Origin of the sequence: Streptomyces sp. NPDC059832 (assembly GCF_042731715.1) — a bacterium.
Taxonomy (GTDB): Bacteria; Actinomycetota; Actinomycetes; order Streptomycetales; family Streptomycetaceae; genus Streptomyces.
The window spans coordinates 245,535-266,660 of record NZ_JBHWIY010000007.1 but is presented as its reverse complement, the minus strand read 5'-3'; the positions used below and the strand labels follow the sequence as shown (position 1 = coordinate 266,660).

17 protein-coding genes are annotated in these 21,126 nt (G+C 72.3%); 6 read left to right on the top strand and 11 right to left on the bottom strand.

The window, feature by feature from the left end:
- Positions 1 to 213 precede the first annotated feature (213 nt).
- Complete coding sequence (locus ACFV8T_RS15480) at positions 214 to 1,095, top strand: universal stress protein (protein ID WP_385327733.1); 882 nt, start codon at positions 214 to 216, stop codon at positions 1,093 to 1,095.
- Between the two features lie 284 nt (positions 1,096 to 1,379).
- Entirely contained in the window at positions 1,380 to 2,408 is a 1,029-nt protein-coding gene (locus ACFV8T_RS15475) for a zinc-binding alcohol dehydrogenase family protein (protein WP_385327732.1), read from the top strand.
- A gap of 161 nt (positions 2,409 to 2,569) precedes the next feature.
- Here ACFV8T_RS15475 and ACFV8T_RS15470 read toward each other — a convergent pair whose 3' ends face one another.
- The 4 genes from ACFV8T_RS15470 to ACFV8T_RS15455 all read right to left on the bottom strand — a co-directional run bounded on the left by ACFV8T_RS15470 (position 2,570) and on the right by ACFV8T_RS15455 (position 5,961).
- Positions 2,570 to 3,193: a CBS domain-containing protein gene (locus ACFV8T_RS15470; RefSeq protein ID WP_385327730.1), complete on the bottom strand. Its 624-nt coding sequence runs from the start codon at positions 3,191 to 3,193 to the stop codon at positions 2,570 to 2,572.
- Positions 3,194 to 3,239: 46 nt separating this feature from the next.
- Entirely contained in the window at positions 3,240 to 3,701 is a 462-nt protein-coding gene (locus ACFV8T_RS15465; protein ID WP_385327728.1) for a cyclic nucleotide-binding domain-containing protein, read from the bottom strand.
- A 399-nt stretch (positions 3,702 to 4,100) separates the two neighbouring features.
- Entirely contained in the window at positions 4,101 to 4,922 is an 822-nt protein-coding gene (gene ppk2 / locus ACFV8T_RS15460) for a polyphosphate kinase 2 (protein WP_266424005.1), read from the bottom strand.
- Positions 4,923 to 5,064: 142 nt separating this feature from the next.
- Positions 5,065 to 5,961, bottom strand: coding sequence for a DUF1918 domain-containing protein (locus ACFV8T_RS15455; protein ID WP_385327727.1), 897 nt, complete (start codon positions 5,959 to 5,961; stop codon positions 5,065 to 5,067).
- A gap of 511 nt (positions 5,962 to 6,472) precedes the next feature.
- On the opposite strand from ACFV8T_RS15455, the gene ACFV8T_RS15450 reads away from it, so the two are divergent.
- The gene (locus ACFV8T_RS15450; protein ID WP_385327726.1) at positions 6,473 to 7,354 is read left to right on the top strand and encodes a universal stress protein; all 882 of its coding nucleotides are present in this window, start codon (positions 6,473 to 6,475) and stop codon (positions 7,352 to 7,354) included.
- On the opposite strand, the gene ACFV8T_RS15445 is transcribed toward ACFV8T_RS15450, so the two are convergent.
- A complete protein-coding gene (locus tag ACFV8T_RS15445; RefSeq protein ID WP_385327725.1) occupies positions 7,280 to 7,669 on the bottom strand; it encodes a hypothetical protein in 390 nt (129 codons plus the stop codon). The genes ACFV8T_RS15450 and ACFV8T_RS15445 overlap by 75 nt on opposite strands.
- Before the next feature lie 437 nt (positions 7,670 to 8,106).
- Here ACFV8T_RS15445 and ACFV8T_RS15440 point away from each other — a divergent pair, with 437 nt between their 5' ends.
- From ACFV8T_RS15440 to ACFV8T_RS15430, 3 genes are read left to right on the top strand one after another with little or no spacing between them, the layout of a single operon-like run.
- Entirely contained in the window at positions 8,107 to 9,000 is an 894-nt protein-coding gene (locus ACFV8T_RS15440; protein ID WP_385327723.1) for an oxygenase MpaB family protein, read from the top strand.
- Between the two features lie 21 nt (positions 9,001 to 9,021).
- Positions 9,022 to 11,268, top strand: a complete 2,247-nt coding sequence (locus ACFV8T_RS15435; protein ID WP_385327721.1) for a tetratricopeptide repeat protein — start codon at positions 9,022 to 9,024, stop codon at positions 11,266 to 11,268.
- Positions 11,269 to 11,320: 52 nt separating this feature from the next.
- Complete coding sequence (locus ACFV8T_RS15430; protein WP_385327720.1) at positions 11,321 to 12,865, top strand: phytoene desaturase family protein; 1,545 nt, start codon at positions 11,321 to 11,323, stop codon at positions 12,863 to 12,865.
- Positions 12,866 to 12,875: 10 nt separating this feature from the next.
- Here the strand turns inward: ACFV8T_RS15430 and ACFV8T_RS15425 are convergent, their stop codons facing one another.
- From ACFV8T_RS15425 to ACFV8T_RS15400, 6 genes are read right to left on the bottom strand one after another with little or no spacing between them, the layout of a single operon-like run.
- Entirely contained in the window at positions 12,876 to 13,865 is a 990-nt protein-coding gene (locus ACFV8T_RS15425; protein ID WP_385327718.1) for an acetylxylan esterase, read from the bottom strand.
- Between the two features lie 4 nt (positions 13,866 to 13,869).
- The gene (locus ACFV8T_RS15420; protein WP_385327716.1) at positions 13,870 to 16,302 is read right to left on the bottom strand and encodes a polysaccharide lyase 8 family protein; all 2,433 of its coding nucleotides are present in this window, start codon (positions 16,300 to 16,302) and stop codon (positions 13,870 to 13,872) included.
- A 7-nt stretch (positions 16,303 to 16,309) separates the two neighbouring features.
- Positions 16,310 to 17,461, bottom strand: coding sequence for an SGNH/GDSL hydrolase family protein (locus ACFV8T_RS15415; protein ID WP_385327715.1), 1,152 nt, complete (start codon positions 17,459 to 17,461; stop codon positions 16,310 to 16,312).
- Positions 17,458 to 18,537: a DUF1565 domain-containing protein gene (locus ACFV8T_RS15410; protein ID WP_385327713.1), complete on the bottom strand. Its 1,080-nt coding sequence runs from the start codon at positions 18,535 to 18,537 to the stop codon at positions 17,458 to 17,460. The genes ACFV8T_RS15415 and ACFV8T_RS15410 overlap by 4 nt, the downstream gene beginning before the upstream one ends.
- Complete coding sequence (locus ACFV8T_RS15405; RefSeq protein ID WP_266424025.1) at positions 18,534 to 19,136, bottom strand: DUF624 domain-containing protein; 603 nt, start codon at positions 19,134 to 19,136, stop codon at positions 18,534 to 18,536. The genes ACFV8T_RS15410 and ACFV8T_RS15405 overlap by 4 nt, the downstream gene beginning before the upstream one ends.
- Before the next feature lie 2 nt (positions 19,137 to 19,138).
- Positions 19,139 to 21,124 carry a hypothetical protein gene (locus ACFV8T_RS15400; RefSeq protein WP_385327712.1) on the bottom strand — a complete coding sequence of 662 codons (1,986 nt, stop codon included), beginning with the start codon at positions 21,122 to 21,124 and terminating at the stop codon, positions 19,139 to 19,141.
- Positions 21,125 to 21,126 lie beyond the last annotated feature (2 nt).

The following is a 21,126-nucleotide window of genomic DNA, read 5'->3' as shown; positions in this document are numbered from 1 at the left end:
GCACGGCGCAGACAGGACGATGGCCTCCGCTCCTGCCCGCAGGCACGGGGTCGGCTGGCGCCACGGTACCGATCCGGACCACGCTTGGATGACGGCATCAGGTGCCGGGGTGGGAGACGGAGCGGGACGAGGTGGAGGCCGAGCCGTCCGAGCGGTTGCGAAGACGCCGGCGGATCGGCACTCATGACTTCGAGGAGAGACCGAGGAGAGACCATGGACAGCACTCGATCAAGCGTGACCGTGACGGGACCGGTCGTGGTCGGCACCGATGGTTCCGACCATGCGACGCGGGCCGTGCGGTGGGCCGCGGGAGAGGCCGCTGCTCGCAGTGGGCCGCTGCGGATCGTGTACGCCACCGGGACGAGCCACGGAGGTCTGTATCTCTCCCGGGAGGATATCCAGCGGATCGACGGCTTCGCGGAAGGTGTGCTGGAAGAGGCTGCCGCACTCGTACGCCGACTTGCTCCCGGCGTCCCCGTGACGACAGCCGTGTGCGAGAACGAGACGACAGCATGCCTGCTCGCCGCAGCCGGTTCCGATGCCACGATCGTCGTGGGCTCCCGTGGACGCGGCGGATTCGCGTTCCTGCTGGTCGGTTCGGACTCGCTCCGGGTGGCCGCGCGCTCCCAGGTCCCGGTGGTCGTCGTGCCTGGCGGTGAGGACCGTGAACCGGCAGGTGTCGTGCTGGCCGCCGTCCGGGACGAGCGTGACCAGGAAACGCTGCGCGTCGCCGCCGCTCTGGCCGCCCGGGAAGGTGTCTCGCTCCGGGTGCTCAGCACATGGGTCCTCCTCGAGAACGTCGGCAGCATGGCGACGATGTTCGACGGTGTGGACCGGCTTGCCGCGGATCGGGCGACCGCGACGGCCCGGCTCGTCGCGCCCGTACGCAAGGACTTCCCGGACCTCACGGTGACCGAACACGTCGTTCGTGCCGGGTCCGTCCCCGAGGTGCTGGTGGCAGCGACCGCCGACGCCGACCTGATCGTCATCGGATCACGTCGGCGTTCCCACCCCGTCGGCTCGCCACTCGGCCGCGTGACGCATGCTGTCCTGCACCACGCGCACTGCCCGGTCGTCCTCGTTCCTCATTCTTGACCGATTGATCAAAGGGATCACTTGATCAGAGGCGCCCGTCGAGGGCCGGTGCCGGGGTGACGGTCGGCTACCACTACCTGGCTCGCACCGGTCACGGTTCGCCCCTCGGCAGCCTGGTGCACGGCCGGGCTGACCCTTCCGGGTCCTGGCCTCGATCCTCTCCGGGGGCAGCAGCTCGCCGGGGTCGGTGACGACCACATCGGCGCCATGGCGGCGCAGTCCTGCCGAGCCGGCTTGCCCGGCCTGCGTTTGCCGGGCCCGTCGGCCGGCGCCAGGCTGGGAACATGGTCGGGACACCGGCTTCGAACGTGCTGACCGGGTGGGCTGTTCAGAGTCCTGGTCCGATCGCGGACGGCCCACTGGTGCCCGTGCGGCGTGCCGTGCCCTCGCCGGGGCCCGGTGAGCTGTTGCTGAGCGTGGAGGCGTGCGGCGTCTGCCGCACGGACCTGCACCTTGCCGAAGGCGACCTGCGCCCGCACCGGGCGTCGACCGTTCCCGGCCATGAGATCGTCGGCCGCGTGACCGCCGTCGGCGCGTCCGTCACGGGGTTCCGGGTCGGCGACCGAGCCGGTGGGGCGTGGCTGCGCAATACCTGCGGCCACTGCCGCTACTGCCGGGCCGGTCGCGAGAACCTCTGCCCGGCCTCCCTCTACACCGGCTGGGACGCGGACGGCGGTTTCGCCGATGTCACCCTCGTTCCGGGGGACTACGCCTACCGGCTCCCGGACGACCAGGACGCCGCGCTGCTGGCGCCGTTGCTGTGTGCCGGGATCATCGGCTACCGGGCTCTGCGCCGCAGCGCCCTGCCGCCCGGCGGCCGGCTCGGGATCTACGGCTTCGGGGCCTCGGCCCATCTGGCGGCGCAGGTCGCCCTGGCCGAAGGAGCGAGGGTGCACGTGCTGACCCGTTCGGCACGCGCCCGCGAACTCGCCCTCGACCTGGGCGCCTCCTCGGTGAGCGGCGCCTACGACCGCCCGCCCGAACCACTGGATTCCGCGATCCTGTTCGCACCGGTAGGTGATCTGGTGCCCGTGGCACTGGAGGCACTGGACCGTTCGGGAACGCTCGCCGTCGCGGGCATCCATCTCACCGACATCCCCGTGCTCGATTACCGCCGCCACCTCTTCCAGGAGCGGAATCTGCGCAGCGTCACCGCCAACACCCGGCAGGACGGACGCGACTTCCTGGACACGGCCGCGCGGATCGGCATACGGGTCACCGTCAGCCCGTATCCGCTGAGCCGTGCCGACCGGGCGCTGACGGACCTGGCCGCCGACCGGGTCAGCGGCGCCGCCGTGCTCGTGCCCGGCTGACCCGCCGCGAGGTGCCCGGCGGGGCTGGATCCGCGTACGGCAACTGCGTACACAGCATCCGCGTACGGCGGAGTGCGGCGGACGGCTCGGTCGCGGTCGAGCTGCCGTCCGGGCCGGTCCGCATGCTCCGGGCGACCCGGGAAGCCGCCCTCCGGGTCGCTTCAGTCAAGCTCCATGCGTACGTCCACGACGCCTTCGACCGCGCGGATGGCCCTCGCCAGCAGTGGCACCAGAGCACGGTCCCGGACAGGCCCTCGAACAGTGACGACACCGTCCAGCACAGTGCATTCCACCTGATGCGGAGGGGACATTTCGGCGATGACAGCGGATCGGATCTCCTCGCCGATCTCCTCGTCCGGGCGCAGGAACACCTTCAGGAGGTCGCTGCGGCTCACCACGCCCTCCAGCATGCCGAGATCGTTCACGACGGGCAGTCGTTTCACTCGCTTGCGCACCATGATGCGGGCGGCCTCGGCAAGGGTGGCGTCGGCGTGAACGGTGACGGCCGGACTCGACATCAGCTCCTCGGCCAGCACGGCGTCGGCTTTGGACGCCTCCTCCAACTGGCCGGGCAGCGTCGGGTCGTCCTGCCGGAACTCCTCCTTCGGCAGCAGGTCCGCCTCGGAGACGACCCCGACGACGCGGCCCTCGCCTTCGAGGACCGGCACGGCGCTGACCCGCCACCGATGCATCAGCTCGACGATCTCCTTGTACGAGGCATCGCGACCGATGGCCACGGCCGTGTGGGTCATGACGTCATCGACGGTGTACGGGGACGCGGCCATGGGTGCTCCTCGGGCATGACTCCTGGGTGGTGGCACGACGGCGCACTCACATGAACCCACCGCTGCCATGAGGGGCGTAGAGATCGAGCAGACGGATCCGGGTGGCCTGCAACCGGTGGGCGAGGACCTCACCGACCCAATGGCCGATGGCCGAACCGAAGGCGGGATCCGCGGCCATCATCGTGCGCACCGTCTCCGCGTCGAACTCATGGGTACGGACAGGGGTCATCGCCTCTGCCCCGAGGTGCCAGATGTAGGGCTTGAACAGCCAGGCCCAGCCGACCAGTTCGCCGGAACCCAGGCTCTCGATCGCTGCCGGGACACTGCCCGGCACGCGGATGTCCAGGGTGACGGTGCCCGAGCGCAGGATCCAGAAGCGGTCCGCGTGATCCCCTTCCTGGAAAAGACGGGTTCCCTGGGCGAAATTGACCTCCTGCCCGATCCCCATCAGACGGGCACGGTACTCGGCGGGCAGAGCTGCCGTGATGCGAGTCGGAGAAGCGTTCATCGGCGGCCTCCTCTGTGGTCTCCGGTGTCAGCATCGCCGGGCAGTCGGTACGCGGACATGGGCCGTCCGGCCCTGCCGCGGGCCCGTCCGGCCCCGGGAGGGCAGGCTCTGCGATCCCGGAGCACTCCGCGGCCCTGCCGGCCGAGTCACCCTTTTTGCCCGATCGCGGGTGTGACCGGGCTGCCCGGTCCCTCCACTATCGCCCGACGCGCCTCATGGGCCAACCGGGCGCCGGGGCGGCGACGCGCACATTCGACGCCCGTCCTGCCGTTGCCGAGGAGCACATCGTGCGTGCGGTCCAGCCGGTCCACGACGAGGGCCGAACGTTTTGTGTCCGGCCGGAGCGGCCCGGTGGCCGTCGTACCTCTCGCGGCCCGATCGTGCGAGTCCCGCCTCGCCTCACTTCCCGAGCCGCGAGGCGTGGTCGGGCACGTACGTCTGCAGGCTTCTCGGCGGCCGTTGGTACCCGGTGGCCGGAGGCCGCGGGGGCAGTTCGATCACCGGCGGAGCGACCGTCTCGTACGGCACGGTCGACAGGAGATGGGCGATCATGTTCAGCCGGGCCCGGCGCTTGTCGTCGCTCTCGACGACGTACCACGGCGCCTCCGAGATGTCGGTATGGATGAACATGTCGTCCTTCGCCCGCGAATAGGCCTCCCAGCGGGTGATCGACTCCAGGTCCATCGGCGAGAGCTTCCACCGGCGTGTGGGATCCCGCAGCCGGCGCCGGAACCGCTCCTGCTGCACCGCGTCACTGACCGAGAACCAGTACTTGCGCAGCAGAATGCCGTCCTCCACCAGCATGCGCTCGAAGATCGGGCACTGGCGAAGGAACCGCTGGTGCTCCTCCATGGTGCAGAAATCCATGACGCGCTCGACGCCGGCGCGGTTGTACCAGCTCCGGTCGAACAGGACCACTTCCCCCGCCGCCGGAAGGTGCTCGACATAGCGCTGGAAGTACCACTGGCCGCGCTCGCGCTCGGTGGGCCGCGGCAGCGCGACGATACGTGCCACTCGGGGATTGAGGTGCTCGGTGACGCGCTTGATGGTGCTGCCCTTGCCCGCCGCGTCACGTCCCTCGAACACCACGACGAGCCGGGCGCCTTCGGCGCGTACCCACTCCTGAAGCTTCACCAGCTCGGTCTGGAGCCGGTACAGCTCCCGCTCGTACAGCGAGCGCGGCAGTTTTCCGGGCGTGCCCGAGCTCTTCTCGTCCGACATGGGACGACGTTACGGAGGAGACCACCCCCGAAGTCAAGTGTCAGCGCCGAGCGGGCTGCCGGGACCACTGTGCGGTCAGGACCGGATCGTGGCCTGGGAGGCCACCGGACCGGCGGCGGTCCGCTGCCGGTCGGTTCACCGATCAGGCCGGACCGATGCGCCGCCCGGTGAGGCGCGTGGGCCGGATCGACACCCACGTCGTGAGGTCGCCCCCCGCCCAGGGCGTGGTGTGGGCGCCCTCGGCAAGCCGCCGCAGGGTGTCGGGCTCCGTGACGATCCGGGCCGGGCCCACGGCAAGCACGCTCCAGCCCTGGCTCATGGCCTCGTCCACGTGGTCGACCTCGAATGCGACATCTGTTCCCCCGCCTCTCACGGGCGCCAGGTCGGGCGTGGTCCGGAAAGCGATCGTGTCATCGATGACCTCGTAGTTCACCGGATAGACCGCCGGGCCGTCGGGTTCCGACACCGCGATGCGTCCCACGCCGTGCGTGGAGAGCCGGGCGCGGCATTCGTCGGGGGTCAGGTCCTCCAGTCGGGGATGCAGGGGCGCCCGGCCCCGGCCGGGTGGCAGATCGATGCCGCCTCCGCGCAGGGCCTCCACGGTGGTGCCGAGCACGTCGGCCAGGCTGATGAGACTCGCCGGACTCGGGTCGGCCGGTCGTTGTTCGAGGTAGGCCAGGTAGTCCGGCGCCATGCGGGCGCGGTGGGCCGTTTCTGCGCGGCTGAGCCCCTGTCGCTCGCGCTCCATGGCCAAGCGCCGACCGATGTCGCCGGGGTTGGATGCCCCGTCGGGCCGGGCCCCGGCGGACCCGGTACCGTCCCCGGCCACCATGGCCGGCGGGGGTGGTTTGTCCCCGACGTGACGGACATGGGCGTCGGGCCCGGGGAACACGAGCGTCACCTGCCCGGTGTCCGACCAGTGCACGTCGTAGGGAGGGGTTCCGTCCTCGTGGTGCAGGCCGACGATCTCGCCGTCGCGCCTGCCGGCGCCGGTGGCCGGGCTTTCGACAACAAGCTGATCGCCGAGGTGAGCTCGCATGGTCGCCGCCGTTTCCTCATCATGTCGCTGTACCCAACGTGCCACGCGTGACGTGCCGTCGCACGGGATGGGATGCGGTGATCCCGCGGGGCCGAGCGGCACCGGGCCCGTCGGCCCACCGGCGAGCCGGGGCGGCCCGCCTGGGCCGCTCGGGGCCGACCGGTCCCGATCCGCTCGGCCCGTCGCCCACCGCACCGACGACGTCCGGACTTCCCGCAGCCACCGGCCCGTGAGGCATTGGGGCAGAGCCGTGCGGGAATCCCCGGCCGCACGGGTTCTGCCGCACCCGGGTCGGCATGCGGCATCAGGAGATTTGCGGTACTTCTCGAATGAGAAGAAGCCGTGATCGGCTCTCCGGCGCGGATGCTCGCACCATCGACGGCCGCTCACCCCGTCCGGCCGATCACGGCCGGACGCACAAGGACGACAGCAGGCCGGGCAGGCGGCTCCGCTCGCCGTCATTGCGGCCTGCACGAGGCCGCACGGGACTCACGAGACGGAGACAGTCGCCATGGAGCCAGTCGTCACCGTGGGCCTCGACGGCTCACCCGAGAGCCTTGCCGCCGCTCGTTGGGCCGCCGACGAAGCCGAGCGGCGCAAGCTCACGCTGCGCCTCCTGCACGCGTGGCCGCTGCTGGTGCCGGAGCCGGCCCACGTCCCGGCGGAGATGGATCAGAACTACTGGGCGAGGCGGATCGTGCACAAGGCGCGGGCGGAGCTCCAGAAGCGCCACCCCGGCCTTCCCGTCGTCGGCAGCCTGGTCGCCGACGACGCCCAGCACGCGCTGCTGCGAGCGGCGGCGGAGTCCGAGATGACCGTCCTCGGTTCGCGCGGACTCGTGCCCGTCGAGAGCTACTTCCTCGGAGACATCAGCATGCCCATCGTGGCACGGGCCGAAGGGCCGGTGGTGCTGGTACGCGCCGGGACGGGCGGACGGGGGCCGCACCCCGCGCCCGCACCGGCTGCGGAGGGCGGTGTCGTGGTGGCACTGAAACTGCACGGCTCCTGCGACCACCTCCTCGAATTCGCCTTCACCACCGCTGCGGCGCGAGGCGTGCCCCTTCGCGCCGTCAACGGCCAGAGCCTGCCGGTGGCCGCGTACACGCCCTGGGGCGTGGATCACGACGTGGCGGAAGAAATCGCTCTGGACGCGCGGAAGCAACTCGATCAGATCCTCCGCCCCTGGCGGGACAGGTTCCCGCACGTGGAGGTGGACGACGGCATCGTTCTCGAAAGCCCCGCCAAGGCCGTCGTGGGCGCCGCCCAGGGCGCCGGGCTGCTGGTTGTCGGCCGGCGCAAGCACCACCCCGCCCCGGCATCACACCTGGGATCCGTCGCCCAGGCCGCCATCCATCACGCGCGCTGCCCCGTCGCCGTCGTCCCCCACACCTGATCCGGGCGACCGCAATCCGGGCGACCGCACGGAGCCGGTCCGGAAAGCCGGCGCCGCCGGTCCGGCCGCCCGGGGGCGGCGCAGCCCGACGGCCGGGGACTGCGCCACCAGCGCGTCCACGACGTCGAGAAGCGAACCGCGGCGCGCGTGGACGGCGCGCTGCCGGTCGGCGCCCGTGCCGGTGGCCGTCAGCCGGCGGAGCAGCGCGACGGCGGTCTCCCGGTCGCCGGTCTCCTCCAGAGCGGGGCCGATGTGGCGCAGCAGGGACGGGACCTGGCTGTCGGCCGGTGACAGCCGCCCCGTGCGCGGATCCATGGTCTCGCCGTGCAGTCCGTCGCGCGCCGCTCGCCAGCACGCCGCCCGCAGCAGTTCGGCGGACGGTTCGGGGCCGGGGTCGCCCCGGCGTCGGCCCGCAGGGCGGTGATGGTCAGCGCCCGCACCAGCACGGCCAGCAGGGCGCTCTCCTCGGCCGTCACCGGGACGTCGGCCGCCCGCACCACATCGCCCGCGTACGGCACGACTTCACGGGTGAGGGGATCGACGAGAAAGTGCTCCTCCCCGACGCCCACGAGCGGCGCCGAAGGACGTAATTCGCTCGAATCGGCCATGGAGGTCGCCCTAAGGGCTGTCCCGTAGGCCCCGTGAACGCCGCAGTGGACCGTCCCGGCACCCCCCGCGGGAGCCATGGGAGGTGTCGGCGTCCGCACGTATCCTTCGCGTACGTACGTCGCCGAGCGGGAGGTACGAACAGCATGGTGGACGCCGACCCGGGGCTCTTCGGGCCCGAATCCGTCACCTGGCAGATGCACGGCGACCCCATGATGTGGATCGCCGGAGTGCGGGCGCTCTACCTCCAGGCGCTGCACCCGCGAGCCGTACGCGGCGTGATGCAGAACTCCGACTTCCGCAAGGACGCCTGGGGGCGGCTGATGCGTACGGCCGGCTTCGTCGGCACGATCACCTACGGCACCACCGAGGCCGCCGAACAGGCCGGTGCCCGGGTCCGCAGGATCCACCGGCTCATCAAGGCCACCGACCCGGAGACCGGGGAGACCTACGGGGTCGACGAGCCGGAACTGCTGCTCTGGGTGCACTGTGCGGAGGTCGACTCCTACCTCCAGGTCGAACGCCGCTCGGGCTTCCCGCTCACCGACGCCCAGGCCGACCGCTACATCGACGAACACCGCCACAGCGCCCGCCTCGTCGGCCTCGACCCCGCCGACGTGCCGGCCACCACCGCACAACTCGCCGCCTACTTCGAGCGGGTGCGTCCCCGACTTGCCGCGTCCGCGGACGCGCTGGACGTCGACGACTTCCTGCGCCGGCCCCCCGTCCACCCGCTGCTCGTTCCGGCGCGGGCACTGCTGTGGCGGCGCGTCGCGGCACTCGCCTACCAGTCGCTGCCCCCGTACGCCCATGAGCTCTACGGCAGACCCGCCGCCCCGGCGCACACCGTCGACCGCCGCCTGCGCACCGCGGGAACCACGCTGCGCTGCATCCCCGCCCGGCTCCGCTGGCAGCTGCCGCCCGGTCACATTCTGAACGCGATGGCCCGGCTCGGTCCCGGCAGCCGCCCCACCCCGTACAAACTGCGCAGCCGGGCCGCCATACTGGACGGGCCGGGGAGGGCGCGGAAACAGGCGTAACGACGGGGGCGACAGCAGGCGATGGCGGACACCAGGCTGATCCAGAGCCGGTACCGACTGCTCGATCTGATCGGGCGCGGAGGCATGGGCGAGGTGTGGCGCGCCCGCGACGAGTCGCTCGGCCGTCATGTCGCCGTCAAATGCCTCAAGCCGATGGGGCCCCAGCACGATCAGTCCTTCACCCGCGTCCTGCGTGAACGCTTCCGCCGCGAGGCCCGGGTCGCCGCCGCGCTCCAGCACCGCGGCGTCACCGTCGTCCACGACTTCGGCGAGCACGAAGGCGTCCTCTACCTGGTCATGGAACTCCTCGACGGCCGCAATCTCAGCCAGCTCCTGGAGGACAACAAACAGCACCCACTGCCGGTGCCCGATGTCGTCGACATCGCCGAACAGGTCGCCGACGCCCTCGGCTACACCCACCAGCAGGGCATCGTGCACCGCGACCTCAAGCCCGCCAACATCATGCGGCTGGCCGACGGCACGGTGAAGATCTGCGACTTCGGTATCGCCAGGCTCGGCCACGACATCGGCTTCAGCTCCCGACTCACCGGCACCGGCATCGCCATGGGCACCCCGCACTACATGTCGCCCGAGCAGATCAGCGGCGGCCAGGTCGACCACCGCAGCGACCTCTACTCACTGGGCTGCGTGCTGTACGAGATCGCCACCGGAGCACCGCCGTTCGACCTCGACGACGCCTGGGCCGTCCTCGTCGGACACCGCGACACCCAGCCCCGGCCGCTGCGCACCCACCGGGCCGAGCTCCCGGGCTTCTTCGACCGCGTCGTACTGGAACTGCTCGCCAAGACCCCCGAGGAGCGGCCCGTCGACGCGGGCGACCTGCGCCGGCGGATCGCCGCCGGCCGCACCGGCGAGCAGCCTCACCTGCCGCCCACCGGGCCGGTACCGCTCGCACCGCCCGTTCCCGTCGTACTCCCCGGGCAGCAGCTGCCGGCCTGGACCCGCGGCATGACCACCGGGCACAAGGCGACCGGCACCCACCCCGGGCTCGCCCCGCCCGACCACTCCGCCGGTCTCACCGGCGAATGGACCACCGGCACCGACCTGCGCAGCCTCACCGGCGAACTGCCACCGGTCAGGGCCGAGCGCCCGACCCCGTCGCCGGAGCTGCTGTCCCTCCTCGCCAGCCGCCACAGCGCGGGACTCGACCTGGGCCGGCTCGGCCACTGGGAGGAGGCCGGCGAGGTGCACCGCGCGGTCGCCGCCGAACGCGAGCACGCCCTCGGCCCCGACCACCCCGACACCCTTTCCAGCCGGTACGAGATCGGCTTCACCCTCAGCCGGACCGGACGCGCCTCGGACGCCCTGCGGGAGTTCGACCGCGTCGCCCGGGGCCGCGAGCGCAGCCTGGGCCCCGACCATCCGGAGACCCTGGCCGCCCGCCAGGAGACGGCATTCGTGCTGGGCCGGCTGGGCCGGCACTTCGAGGCGCATCAGGTGTACGCCGCGGTTCTCGCCTCCCGGGAACGCTCGATGGGCCCCGACCACCCCGACACCCTGCGCTGCCGCCACAACCTCGCCTTCAACCTCAGCAGGCTCGGCCGCCTGGAGGACTCGTACCGGATGGCCAGGGAGGTGGCGTCGGCCCGCAGCCGGCTGCTCGGCGCCGACCACCCCGACACCCTGGTCACGCTCTACGAGGTGGCGTACACGCTGGGCAGGCTGGGGCGCTGGACGGAGGCCCTGCAGACGTACCTGGAGGTCGCACGGTGCCGGTCGAGGTCGCTCGGCGCCGACCACCCCGACACGCTCTCCGCCCGCTACGAGGTCGGCATCAGCCTGGGCCGCCTGGGCCGCAGCGCGGAAGCCCTGGAGCTGTACCGCGTCCTGGTGGAGGACCGGACCAGGGTGGGCGGCCCCACCGACCCCGAGACGCTCCGCGCCCGCCACGGCCTCGGCGTCAACCTGGGGCGCCTCGCCCGCTGGGAGGACGCGCTCGCCGAAGCCCGCGACGTGTGCGCGATCCGCGAACGCGTCCTGGGACCCGACCACCCCGACACCCTCGTCAGCCGCCGCGAGGTCGCCGTCGGCCTCGGCTGGCTCGGCCGCTGGGCCGACGCCCTCACCGTCTACCGCACGGTTGGAGCGGCCCGCGAGCGGCTCCTGGGCGCCGACCACCCCGACGCCCTCGCCGCGCGCAACGACGAGGCGCACTGCCTGGAGCAGCTCGGCCGCGGGACGGAGGCCGTCGAGCTGTACCGGCAGGTCGCGGCGGTGCGCCGCGGGCAGCGGGCGTCGCCGCACTGACCGGGCACCACGGCCTCTGGCCAGGGGCGATCCTGCCGTGCTACGAAGGGTCATGCCCGCACCCGACAGCTATGACGCAGTGATCGTGGGCGGCGGCCACAACGGTCTGGTCGCCGCCGCCTACCTCGCCCGCGCCGGACAGTCCGTCCTGGTCCTGGAGCGCCTGGCCATCACCGGGGGAGCGGCCGTCTCGACCCGCCCCTTCGGCGGGGTCGACGCCCGTCTGTCACGCTACTCGTACCTGGTCTCCCTGCTCCCGCCCAAGATCGTCCGTGATCTCGGACTGGACTTCGCCGTACGGAAGCGGACCGTCTCCTCGTACACCCCGACCGTGCGCGGCGGCCGTGCCACCGGGCTGCTCGTCGGCGGGGACCGCACCCGGGACTCCTTCGCCGCGCTCACCGGCTCCGACCGGGAGTACGCGGCGTGGCAGCGGTTCTACGGCATGACCCGGCGCGTCGCCGAACGGGCCTTCCCGACCCTCACCGAGCCGCTGCCCGGCCGCGACGTCCTGCGCGAGCGGATCGACGACCCGGAGGCCTGGCGGACGCTCTTCGAGGAGCCCATCGGTGTCGCCGTCGAGAAGAACTTCACCGACGACCTCGTACGCGGAGTCGTCCTCACCGATGCCCTGATCGGCACCTTCGCCGACGCGCACGATCCGTCGCTGCTCCAGAACCGCTGCTTCCTCTACCACGTCATCGGCGGCGGCACCGGCGACTGGGACGTCCCCGTCGGCGGCATGGGCGCGCTCACCGACGCCCTCGCCCGCGCCGCCCGAGAGGCCGGGGCGGAGATCCGGGTCCGGCACGAGGCGACCCGGATCGACACCGACGGGACACGGGCCGAGGTCACCGTACGCTCACCCGGGGCGGAACAGGTCGTCGCGGCCCGCAAGGTCCTCGTCAACGCCTCGCCGCAGGCGCTCGCCGCCCTCCTCGGGGACGAACCGCCCGCCCCGGCCGAGGGCGCGCAGCTGAAGGTGAACATGCTGCTCACCCGGCTGCCCCGGCTGCGTGACCGCTCCGTCGACCCGCGTGAGGCCTTCGCCGGAACGTTCCACATCGCCGAGGGGTACGGGCAGCTCGCCGACGCCTACCGGGACGCCGCGGCGGGCCGGCTGCCCGCCGCCCCGCCGTCCGAGATCTACTGCCACTCGCTGACCGACCCGTCGATCCTCGGCCCGGACCTCGCCGCCCGCGGCTACCAGACCCTCACCCTGTTCGGCCTGCACACCCCCGCCCGGCTCTTCGCCGCCGACAACGCGGCGACGCGGGCCGAGCTGCTGGCGGCGACGCTCGCCGAACTCGACGCGCACCTGGAGGAGCCGATCACCGACTGCCTGGCACGCGACGAGCACGGCGAGCCGTGCATCGAGGCGAAGACCCCGCTCGACCTGGAGCGGGATCTGCGGCTGCCCGGCGGCCACATCTTCCACCGGGACCTCGCCTTCCCGTACACCACGGAGTCCACCGGCCGGTGGGGAGTGGAGACGGCGCACGACAATGTGCTGCTGTGCGGGGCCGGCGCGGTGCGCGGCGGCGGGGTCAGCGGGGTACCCGGCCACAACGCCGCGATGGCGGCGCTGGGCCGGTGACCGTGGTCCGCTAGGCCCTGTCGGCTCGGTAGCCGAACACGCCGCGCAGCGCGCCGAGCTTGCGCGGCAGGTCGTACTCGGCGCCGCCCTCGTGCCCGTTGTACGTGAACACCTCGATCTGTGCCGGACCCGCATAGCGGTGGTAGGCGGCGAACACCGTGGACGACGGGCAGATCTTGTCCATCAGGCCGACCGAGAACCACGCCGGGGCGGTCGCCCGCGCCGCGAAGTTGACCCCGTCGAAGTAGGACAGGGTCTCCATCGCCTCGTCGATCCGGAAGCGGTGCCCGGACAGCCAGCGGGCGATCTCCGCGTACGGTCCGGCGTCCGTGATCTGCGAGGCACGCCGGTAGTGGCAGAGGAAGGGCACATCGGCGACGGCCGCCACGATGTCGTCCCGCAGCCCGGCGACGGCCAGCGCGAGCCCGCCGCCCTGGCTGCCGCCGAGCACCGCCACCCGCGAGGCGTCCACCGCATCGTGGGCCTTCGCCGCGTCCACCGCCCGCACCGCGTCGGTGATCAGCCGCCGGTAGTAGTGGCGGTACGGGTCCTCGATGCCCCGGGTCAGGAAGCCGGGGGAGGAGGAACCGTGCCCGTCCGGACCGATGTCCGGGGTGTCCGCGGTGTTCTTGCCGCCACCGCCCTGGCCCCGGTTGTCCATCACCAGATGCGCGTACCCGAGCGCGCTCCAGGTCAGCCAGGAGTACGGAATGCCCCGGCCGCCGTTGTAGCCGATGTACTGCACCACGGCGGGCAGCGGGCCCGAACGCCCCTTCGGTAGCAGCAGCCAGGCCTTCACCGGCTGCCCGCCCCAGCCCCGGAACGTCACGTCGAACACGTCGACGGTCGCGAATCCGGCGTCGTACGGGACGAACACGGCGTCCAGGTCGTGGCGGGCCGTCTCGGCGAGGGTCTTCTCCCAGAAGGCGTCGAAGTCGGCCGGCTCCTCCGGCTCCGGCCGGTAGTCGCGCAGCCGGTCCAGAGGCATGTCGAACAGCAAGGGTCTAGCTCCTCTTCAGGGTGAGGTTGAGGGTTGCACCGTGGCGTCCGGCCGTGTCGGCGGTGATCCGGATGCCGTTTCCGGTGGGTGCCGCGCTGACACCCGGATCGGCCGAGACGACGCTCAGTCCGCGCTGTGCCAGGTCCAGCACGACCGAGGACCGCAGCTGTGTCGGGTCGGACAGCGATACCTTCACCGTCTTCCCGTCCGGCCGCACCAGCACCGAGGCCGGGCCGTCCGCGGTCAGTTCCTGCGCGGTGCCGGCGGTCCAGAAGTTCGCGGCGACCAGCCCGTCCGCGCAGCGGCGTACCGCGTGCACGGCGGTGGAGCGGGCGATCGGCTTCACCGGCGGCGCGGACGACCACTGCTTCGTCCGCTCGGCCGAGGCCGCCGGGGCCTGGAGCCAGTAGTAGCCCGCCCCGCTCGGCGCGGCGCCGTGGTCCTGCCAGAGAGTCAGATACGGGCGGGTGACCGAGGTGTCCGTACCGTACTTGAGGTTGATCTCGCGCCAGGTCGCGGTGCGCTCCTCGCGCAGACCGTTCAGCGTGACGGGCTCGGGGAAGACATAGCCGCCGGTTCCGGCCACATGCAGCCACCGGACCTCGTCGAGGCGGTCCGACCAGCCGGCGTCCGTCGGCGCCGCCGTGCCGTTGACGAGCAGGGCCGCCTGCGGGTCGCGGAGCTTGCGGTTCTCCACCACCGTCTCGGCCGTGCCCGCGTCCGCGCCGATGCCCGAGCCGACGCAGGCGATCACGTCGTCCAGGCAGAACCAGCTCTTCAGCCCGTGCAGCGAACTGCCGTACGCGCGCAGCTCCATGCCGTACGCGCCGAGCGTCGTGCCCGGCAGCGCGGTGCCGCCCGCCCAGTCGGCCGTGCTGGTGGTCCGCTGACCCGCCGCGTCCGCCGGGCGTCCCGCGATGACCGTGGTGCCCGGCAGCCGGGCCGGGTCGACGGTCGGCCAGTAGTCCTCGCTGTAGTGCCCGAGGTCGTCGGTGTAGAGCAGGACCATGCCGTCGGAGAGGTGCCAGGCGTGCAGGTTCTCGTTCTGGATCGACTCGTAGTTGTAGATCCGGGACGAGTACGCGGAGATGCCGAGCGAGAAGGACGGCCTGCGGTGGGCAGCCTTGTCCATGCGCGGGTGCTGCTTGTGCGCGACCAGCGGCCCCCGGGCCGGCACCGGGGAGGCGATGACCTGCCGGGCGGCGACCAGCGAGGCGAGGTCGGTGACGGCCAGGAAGTCCCGGTAGGTGTCCTCGGCGATCCACTGCTTGACCAGGGCGGTGAACCGGTCGGCCGTCTCGCCGGGGAAGCTCGGGATCAGGCGCACCACCGCCTCGATGACCGTCTGCGCCGACACATGGCCCTGCTTGCTGGGGCGGGCGATCTCGCGCCCGCACACCGATGCCATCACGTCGCCGCGCACCAGCAGCGGGTCGAAGCCGTCGTCGACCCAGCCGCGGATGTTGTCGAGGTCGGGGTCGGTGACCGTCCACGCCGTACCGGCGAGCAGGTTCAGCAGCCGGGAGAGGTTGTTCAGCAGCTCCTTGCCGTACCCGCCGTTGTACGGATGCTTGTAGTGCTGGAGGAAGGAACCGTCGGAGTAGAAGCCCTCGCCGGTGCCCTCCGCCGCGGCGCTCGCGTCGTTGAAGGCGAGGACACTGTTGGCGCCCGATCCCTCGACGTCCGAAAGAGCGTCACGGACCCGGGCCAGATCGTCGCCCGTGCCGCTGAGTACCGCGTTGACGGCGACCACGGTGGAGATCCACACCCGGTTGGCGCCGGTCGCGATCTGCCGGTCGGCCCGCCAGAGGTTCGGGTCGGGCGTGTAGTGCCGTACGGCCCCGGTGATCCGGCCCAGCCGTTCCGTCCCGAGTGCGTCGTACAGCAGCACGGCCGCGTCGTTGAGGGCGAGCGCGGAGCCGATCTCCCAGTCCCAGTCGTTGTCGAACCGGGTGTGGCCCGGACCGTAGCGGTTCGTCAGCATCCAGTCGAGGCCGGCCAGCAGCAGATCGCGCAGCGCGGTGTCGCCGTACTGGGGGGTGCCGGGGACGGCCCACGCGGTCGCGACCGTGGCGAGCCGCTTGAACGACGTCGTCACGTGGTTGGAGAGCGTGGTGCTGGTCAGATCGGGGAACAGCCCGTCGGTCCGGGCCGGGTCGAGGCCCTTGACCGAGGTGGTCGCGGCCTTGCCGATCCTGGCCACGGCCGCGGCGATCTGCGGGTCCGTCGGGTCGAGGCCGGGGCCGCCGGTGAGCAGCGTGTGCCAACGGGTGCGCAGGGCGGCGGCGTCGTCGATGACGGCGGCCGCGTCCGCCGCGTGCGCGGTGCCCGCGCTGGCGGTGAGCGTCAGCGGCAGCGCGGCAGCCGCGCCGAGGGCCGCCGCCCCGGCGAGAACGGTGCGCCGGGTGGCGCCCGGAGTGGTGCCTGGGTTCGTCATACGGCCCTCACAGGAGGTGTCGGCGGTCGACGGCCGCTGCCAGCGCGGCATGACCGGAAGGGTTGGGGTGGAGTCCGTCGCCGCTGTCGTACGCGGGCAGCATCAGGGACGGACGTTCCGGGTCGCGCAGTGCGGCGTCGAAGTCGACGACGGCGTCGAAGACCCGGCCGGTACGCACCGCCGCGTTGATCCGCTGCCGTACCGCTTCGAGTTCGGGCGTCCAGCGGGTCCAGCCGCCGAACGGGGCGATGGTCGCGCCGACCGCCCGCAGTCCGGCGTTGCGGGCGCGCAGCACCAGCTGCCGGTACCCGGCCAGGACGAGCGCCGGATCGGTCTGGCTCGGCGGCTGCTGGAGATCGTTGACGCCGAGGTGGACGAGTACGGTGCGCAGTCCGGGCAGCGACAGCACATCGCGGTCGAAGCGCGCCTGCCCGCCCGGACCGAACCGGGCGTCGTCCAGCAGCAGCCGGTTGCCGCTGATGCCGAGATTGGCGACGGCCGAACCGGGCAGCCGCCTGGCCAGTTGGTCGGGCCAGCGCAGATCGGCGTCGTCGGGGGTGCCGACGCCCTCCGTTATGGAATCGCCCAGCACCGCGACCACCGGCCCGTGCGCGCCCGTCACCTCGACGCCCGTCAGCAGGAACACCGAGGTGGTGTGCTCGCCGTCGACGGAGTGCGAGGCGTGGGTGTTGCGGTGGAAGGACAGCGGCCCGGTGGGGCCGGGGAGCCGGGTCTCCACCGTCAGCCTCGCCGCCTCGGCGGCACGCAGACCGGCGACCGGGTCGCTGGTCAGCGAGGCGCCCGCGGCGATCCACGCCTGCCGCCGCCCGCCGAACGTCACCGGCAGGCCGCCCGCCGTCACCGGACCGACGAGGACCGGGAGCGTGCCGAAGGCGTGCCCGTAGCGCAGCCGGACCGCTCCGCCCGCGGACAGCCGCACGTTCGCGACGCATGTGCCGTCGGTCAGGCCGGCGCTCGCCACCGTGTCCGTGGCGGTCGGCGCGGTCTGCGCGGTCGCCCACGACGTCGTCCAGCGCGAGGGCCCCGCGCCGCCGCCCGACGGCCCGGCCGCGTGTGCCCGCGGCGCCGTGGCCGCGACCGCCGCCAGACCGGCCGCAGCCGTCAGTACCCCGCGTCTCGCGGGTCCGCGCCCGCTCACTGGGGGCACGCACCCGTCGGGTCGTACTCGCTGCCGTAGGTGCCGACCGCGTCGCCGCCGGTGTTGCCGCTCATCGTGTTGGTGCACACCGCACTCTGCGGGGTGCGCATGAACTTGATGCCACCGCCCGCGTTACCGGTGATGGTGTTGCCGTAAATACTGGTGTCGATGCCGTCGGTCGCGGTGTCACCGCCGAGCCGGATGCCCGAACCGACGTTGTCGTGAATGGTGTTGTACCGGAAGATGTTGCCGCTGCCGCGTGCGTCCAGGCCGCCGGAGCTGGAGTCCTTCTGGCCGCTGCAGTCGTTGTACTCGACGTAGTTGTTGGTCGAGTTCTCCTTCACGTCGACGCACTCGTTGCCCTGGGTGGCGATGGTGTTGTGATGGATGCGGTTGTTCCTGCTGATGTCGGGGGCCGCGTCCGGGGCGCCGTTCGCCCCCTGCTGCTCGGGGGCCGTGCCGAGGTAGATGCCCTCGCCGTTCTTGCCGCCGCCGCCGAACTTGAAGTCGTTGACCCCGCAGTCGGTGATCGTGTTGTCGGAGATGTCGGCGCCGGTCACCAGATAGCGCACCCGCAGGCATTCGTCGGCGGCGTTCTTCAGCGTCATCCCGGTGATCCGCAGGCCGCCCACCCCGTTGCCGGGAGTCGTGCTCATGACATAGATGAGCTTGAGGCGGTACCCCGACACATCGGTGGACGACCCGTGCAGCCCGTCCACGGTGAAACCGCTGAGCGTCGTCGAGTCGTGCTGCACCTGGATGATCCGGGCGTCGCCGGCCCCCTTCACCACGGCGTTCGACGGGCCGGTGATGGTGACTCCGGCGCGCTTGGTCACGACGTCCTGCTTGTACGTTCCGGCGGCGAGGTTCACCACCGCGCCCGTCGGCGCCAGGTCGACCGCCTTCTGGATCGTGGCGAGCGGGGCGCTCGCCGACGTACCGGCGTTGGAGTCGCTGCCGGACGGCGACACGTAGTACGCGGTGGCGGCCTCGGCGGCCACGGACGGCGGGGGGAGGACGAGCGGGGCGCCTGCGGCGAGCGCGGCGACCAGAGTGGTGCGCAGTACACGGCTCATGGGGTGTGCCTCCTGGGGTCTGCGAAGGACAGAGCGAGCAGTACGGGGATGCTGGGGCCGAGGAGCAGGGGGCCCAGCGGTACGACGAGGGAGAGCAGCGCGGCGGAGATCACCGCGCCCAGCAGTGCGGTGCCACGGGCCGCCGACCCGAAGCCGAGGGCCAGCGCACCGCGCGACCAGGTGCGGACCGTTCCGTGCGGGGACCGGCCCGCCTCGGCCGCGAGCGCCACATGATGGATGACGAGCGCGGCCGCGATGCCCACCTGCGCGGCGAGCAGCACGAACGTCCACGGCTCCGAACGGCCCAGCAGATGGACGATGTTGGCGGCCAGGACGATCCCCGCGGCGGTGGATGCCAGGGAGTGGCGCCACAGGGACCGCCAGTACTGCGGGAAGGCGGTGAACGTGTTGGTGAAGCAGCGGCTGTCACCCTCCGCCCGCCACCGCTGCAGGGCGTGCCCCATCGCGGCGAGCGCGGGAAGCCAGGTCACGACACCGAGCGACAGCACGGTGAAGGCGGCCCCGGCGGCCGCCGGGTAGGCCACGAATTCCAGCCGCCGCAGCAGCGTCGGCCAGCCGGACGAGAGGGTTGCCTGCATGATCAGCCGACCTTTCCTGTGTACGGCTCCGGGACGTCGAGCAGCACGCGGCCGTCCAGCACCAGCCGGGTGGCCGCCACCACGTACGGGGCCGAGCCGTCGGTGCCGAGCAGCACCGCCGCCGCGTCGGCCGACACCGAGGCGGTACGGATACGACGGGCGACGGGGGAGAGCAGCACGGTCTCCTCGCCGAAGGTGACGCCCTGGCCCTCCTCGCACCCGACCCGCTCGGCGGCGGCCGGTGCCGGGCCCGGAACGATCGAGGTGAGGAAGAGCGCCCGTGTCGAGCGCGCGGTCGTCGCGCGCAGGGTGTGCAGCGTGCGGGTGAGGCGCAGCTCCGGCGTGCTCGACGTCGGATTGGCCTCGACCTCGGTGGCCTCGGAGACGACCGCGGCGTCGAGCGGTGCGAACCGCCGCACCACGGCGGAGGCCGCCCCGGACCGGATCAGCCGGCCGCCGTCCGGCCGCGGTTCGGTCGGCCGGTCGGTCTGGAGCAGGAACGTCCACTCCCGCGCGGTGTCCGCCTCGGCGAGATCCAGCAGTACGAGCCGTCCCGACGGGGTGAACACCAGCGTCCGGTCCAGCCGCCGCACCCCGAGCGCGGGGTCGTACATCGCGGCGATCTCCGCCGTGGCGTGCGCCCAGCCGCAGTCGGGACCGGCGAGCACATCGCGCTGCCGGGCCTGCCGCTCGAACGGGATGTCCTTGTACACGTGGTACCGGTCCTCGTCCGCGTACCCCTGCCCGTCCACCAGCAGCAGATTGTGGTGCGCGGCCCGCTTACGGTTGCTGTAGCCCTCGTCGACCGCGAGGAACGCGCCCTGCGAGACCAGCACGAACGATCCCGAATCGGGGTGGTGGTGACCCTGGTTGAGGGTCTCCCAGCCCCGTTCCGCCCGGTGCTCCGCGGAGGTCTCCCAGGCCTTGTGACCACCACCGGGGCTCGCCTTGAACGAGACGAGCGTGGCGTCGTCGTCCCATCCGGTGCGGGCCGCGAGCAGACCGAGGTCCGGGAAGAACGCCCGCGTCTGCGTGGGCCGGGCGGCGGCCACGGACGGGTCGTACCAGAGATATTCGAGATACGCCTCCGGCAGGATCCCCGGCCGCACCCCGCTCTCCGCCGCCTCCTGCCACAGCAGTTCGCCCGAGGCGAGATCGCCCAGCCACTGCGCCTGAGGAATGCCGTACTGCGCCGCGAGACGGTAGTACAGGCCGGCGCTGTGTCCGCTGCGCCGGTCGTGGCAGTCGCCGTGGTCGACATTGAACGCGAAGCCGGGAGCCAACTGGTGCAGCCGGTAGCGGAAGGTGTGCGAGAGGAAGCCGCCCCGATCCCACCAGTCGATGCCCTCCGCCTCCTGGAGGAGATCCAGATGGATGGCGAGGAAGGGCACGCCGTAGCGCCAGTAGACGACGCCCTCGGCGTGCGAACCGTCCTCCGGCATCAGGTCGAGGACCGTGCCGAGGTTGTCCTTGGCGCGCTCGGTCCACTCCTCCTTGCCCAGCACATACCCGGCGGTCGCCAGACCGGCGTAACAGATCCAGTTGTGGTTCTGCCAGTACGACGACGACCACCAGCGGCCCTCGCTCGCCACCGCGAACTCGTACATCCGCCGCCCCTGGAGCAGCAGCTTGTACCGCAGCAGCGCCCGCACCCCGTCCGGGAGTTCGTCGCCGACCCACCGGTAGGCCAGCGACAGATGGTGCAGCAGCCAGCCGGCGTCCAGATCGTGGTCCGGCATATGGGCCTTGCCCCAGTGCGGCAGCCGCACCGCGGCCTCGATCCAGCGCCGGCTCTCCGCCAGATGGACCGGATCGCCGCTCACCCGGTGGGCCAGCGCCGGGTTGGAGGCGGCGGGGCCGAGCCAGGTGATGCTGGCCAGGGGGTGGGTACGCGGCGGGGTCAGCCCGCGGTGGCGGGCGGCCTCCTCGTACAGCCGCGCCTGCTGTGCGGGGCGCGGGCCGGGCGGCGGGGTCGCCGAGAGCAACAAGG